This window comes from Pseudomonas sp. EA_105y_Pfl2_R69, assembly GCF_963970915.1.
GTDB lineage: Bacteria > Pseudomonadota > Gammaproteobacteria > Pseudomonadales > Pseudomonadaceae > Aquipseudomonas.
The window spans coordinates 1-3,459 of record NZ_CAXAOO010000015.1 but is presented as its reverse complement, the minus strand read 5'-3'; the positions used below and the strand labels follow the sequence as shown (position 1 = coordinate 3,459).

Below are 3,459 nucleotides of genomic sequence, written 5' to 3'. Positions count from 1 at the left end.
TTCTTGACCAGGTTGGCGGGCACCTTGCCGGGACGGAAGCCAGGCATCCGCACCTGCGGCGCCATGGTCTTGACTTCCTTTTCCACTCGCGCGTCGATATCCTTCGACGTGATGGTTACGGTGTAGGCGCGCTTTAGGCCCTCGTTCAACGTCTCGACAGTCTGCATCTCTTCTCTCAAACGCTTTCTTCAGCTGAATTTCGGTGGCGCCTGCGATGGGCCGGGGCCTGGCGCACTGGTGCGGGCGAAGGGACTCGAACCCCCACATCTTGCGATACCAGAACCTAAATCCACAAATCGCAGGACAAAGGCAAGTTTTTATGCTATGTTTTCAATCACTTCGACACAAAATCTGCTTTCACACCCTTGGACACATTGTGGACACAGCAACGTCACCAAATCTTAAGTTGGTCGCACATAGTGCAGGAGGCCGCTAATGACCAGCCATGAATTTTTCGACGGACGCCTTCAGGTCTACAAGCGTGGGGAAGGTCGCTACTGGCAGTGCGCCGCGCGAGTCGGAGGCAAGCGCTACCGCGAAAGCACCAAGCAGGAGAGCTTGGCACTCGCAAAGGAGATCGCAGAGGACTGGTATTTAAGCCTTCACGGCAAAATGCGCCGGGGAGAGTTGTCGGACCTGCCCACCTCTTCTCCCTCTGTCAGCTACCATTCGGCCAAGCCAAAAAAGCATGAGCCGTACGCCTCCGTTGTGGACCGCAGGCACCAAGCATTTTTGAGGTAAGATCTCACAGGAGTATCGCTACCCATACTCCTGTGAGTTCAGGTTTACGCTGTTGGCGGATCAGGCGGCCTGAGCGGTATCGATCTTTTCGCGCAACTGCTTCCAAGTCCACGGTAGCAGTTCGTGGAGGCGGTTCTGGGATATGTCGGCGATCCGCGTGAGCACGTCGGTGAGCCAGACGAGCGGATCGACATCGTTGAGTTTGCAAGTGGCGATGAGGGTGTACATCATCGCGGCGCGTTCGCCGCCACGGTCAGAACCGACGAATAGCCAGGCTTTTCTGCCCCGGGCAATGGCTCGCAGGGCGCGTTCGGCGGCATTGTTCGTGAGACATATCCTGCCATCGTCAAGGAATGCGGTAAAAGCGGGCCATGCGTTGAGCATGTAATCCATCTTTTTGCCGACGGCGTCGTTGGCGGAGAGCAGGCCGCGCTGTTCACGCATCCAGTTGCCGAGCTCTGTGACGAGCGGGGCTGACAGGATTTGACGCACGGCAAGCCGCTCGGCGGCAGGACTGCCGTTGATGTCGCGCTCGATAGCGAAGATGCGGTCGATACGTTGCACGGCCTCGATCGCAAGCGGCGAGATGACGACGCGCTTGCCAGGCTTGCGCTTCAACTGGGTCGTGATGTCGGCAAGTTCGAAGAAGTATCGTCTCGCATGGGCCCAACAGGCAGCGTGGGTAATCGTCCCTTCGGGCCGACCGGGGTCATAAAGCGCATTGTAGCCGGCGTAATTGTCGGCCTGAAGGATGCCTCGGTAGCCGACAAGGTGCTGCCGGCTGTGCTCGCCCTTGCGGTCTGTGGAATAATAGAAGAGCGCTGACGGCGCGCGCCCGCCTGCAAACGGCGCATCATCGCGGACGTAGGTCCACATTCGGGCGATATCGGTCTTGTACTTTGCCAGACGCGGCACGGTGGTGTCGTCGGCGTGGAGACGCCCGGCGCCGAGCGTATGCGCTTCGAGCAGGAGATACACCGGCTTCACAGCGACTGCGATCGCACCGATCTGATCGGCAAGCGTTGAAAGGCTGAGCGGTATGCCCTGACTCTCGAGGCGATCACGCTGGCTATTGAGTGGCTGGTGCAGCCCGAACTTGTTGAACGCCAGGCATGCCAGAAAATGCGGGCCAAACATGGCGCGCGGCGTAACGTGAAACGGCGCTGGTGGCTGAGTGATGGTCTGACACGACCGGCAGGAAAAGCGTTCGCGGACGGTCTCGATGATCTTGTGCTGAGCAGGCACCGTCTCCAGAGCACGGATAACGCTCTCGCCCAGCTTGCTGAGGTTGTCTGAACCGCAGCAGGGGCAGTTTTTGTCGGCGGGAATAACGACCCGCTCGACGGGAAGACCTGGCGGAAACTCCCGGCGCGTGTGGCGCTTACGGGTGAAGGCTTCGACGGTGGTCGTCTTTGCGGCCGCCTGCTGCGCGGCGATCTCGTCTTCGGTTGCAGTGGCCTCAAGCTCTTCGAACTCGAGTTCCATCTGATCTATCAGGCGGCGCGAACGCTCCGACGATGGCCCGTGCAGCGCGCGCCGCATCTTCTCGTTTTGCAGTTCAAGATGGGCGTTGCGGGCGATCAGATCAGCGTTGATTGCCAGGACGCGGGCGGCATTGGCCTCCGCCTCGGTGGCGCGCAGACCTGCGCGGGCGACGGCCTCGCGCAGGTCTTGAATATCGCGGGCCGAGAGCGTCTCCATCGCCGGAATCTCTAGCAGAATCAGCCTTGAACCCGAAGGAAAATCGCACGCAAAATGCTACCCAACCTTGCTCGGACGCCAGGCTTTCTGGGGATTACGCCAGTCTATACCCTCCAGCAGGCAGGCCAATGCCGAGGCTGAAATCGGCACCGCGCCGTCCTTGGCAGAGGGCCAGACAAAACGCCCCTTCTCGAGACGTTTTGCGTATAACGACATGCCGAAATCGTCGTGCCACAAAATCTTGATCAATGATCCGCTGCGCCCTCGGAAGATATACAGATCGCCTTGATGAGGATCGCGCTTCAGGCTTTCCTGAACCTGCAGCGCCAAACCGCGCATGCCACGTCGCATGTCTGTGTGGCCCAATGCGATCCAGATCTTCGCATCGCTCGGAACGGGGATCATTGATCGATCCCCGCCAGCACCCGAAGCAACGCGGCGACATCTACGTCGCGGTCGACGATGATCCGACGACCGTTGCCGCAAACAATCTCCATCTGGCCGCGTGACGACGAAACTGGAACATCGGGGGTCACCACCACAGGGGCAAATCCGGGGACCCCTCTGGAAATTTGCGGAAACAGCCGTTTGCGCCAGTCGTAGATCTGCGACGGATCGACATCATGGCGCCGCGCTACTGTCAAAACCGGATGGCCGCGCTGAAACGCCTCCTCGACAATCCGTTGCTTCGCTTCACCGGTCCAGCGCCTCCGTCCGCCTGTCTCCACTACGTCCAGGCGGCGAACGCCCGGAAACACATCAATGTCTATCTCATCCATACACGCGCAATGCGATGGTCACGACACCCCGACAATGCGGCTGCTATCGGAGGCGTACCTCAAGATCGACGTGCGCGGCGATCTGGCGGGCATCCTCGCGATTGCGCTGGAACGCAAAAAACCCGCCTCTAGGGCGGGCTCCAAGCGGTCTGTGACCCCCTGTGGAGTATCGCAATTTCAGATGGTTGCGGGAGTAGGATTTGAACCTACGACCTTCAGGTTATGAGCCTGACGAGCT

The 3,459-nt window shown here is 59.6% G+C and carries 5 protein-coding genes; 1 reads left to right on the top strand and 4 read right to left on the bottom strand.

All coding sequences use genetic code 11. The annotated features are described in order from the left end of the window. Positions 1-167: trigger factor (locus AACY13_RS22760; RefSeq protein WP_445262608.1), on the bottom strand; the 167-nt coding region annotated here is incomplete at its 3' end. A 268-nt stretch (positions 168-435) separates the two neighbouring features. Here AACY13_RS22760 and AACY13_RS22545 point away from each other — a divergent pair. Continuing rightward, positions 436-741: a hypothetical protein gene (locus AACY13_RS22545; protein ID WP_339463826.1), complete on the top strand. Its 306-nt coding sequence runs from the start codon at positions 436-438 to the stop codon at positions 739-741. 60 nt (positions 742-801) lie between these two features. Here the strand turns inward: AACY13_RS22545 and tnpC are convergent, their stop codons facing one another. The 3 genes from tnpC to tnpA are packed head-to-tail and all read right to left on the bottom strand — an operon-like array spanning position 802 to position 3,221. Beyond that, positions 802-2,442, bottom strand: a complete 1,641-nt coding sequence (gene tnpC / locus AACY13_RS22540; RefSeq protein WP_339463825.1) for an IS66 family transposase — start codon at positions 2,440-2,442, stop codon at positions 802-804. Between the two features lie 57 nt (positions 2,443-2,499). After that, positions 2,500-2,847: an IS66 family insertion sequence element accessory protein TnpB gene (gene tnpB, locus AACY13_RS22535; protein WP_339463824.1), complete on the bottom strand. Its 348-nt coding sequence runs from the start codon at positions 2,845-2,847 to the stop codon at positions 2,500-2,502. Continuing rightward, a complete protein-coding gene (gene tnpA / locus AACY13_RS22530; RefSeq protein ID WP_339463823.1) occupies positions 2,844-3,221 on the bottom strand; it encodes an IS66-like element accessory protein TnpA in 378 nt (125 codons plus the stop codon). The genes tnpB and tnpA overlap by 4 nt, the downstream gene beginning before the upstream one ends. Positions 3,222-3,459 lie beyond the last annotated feature (238 nt).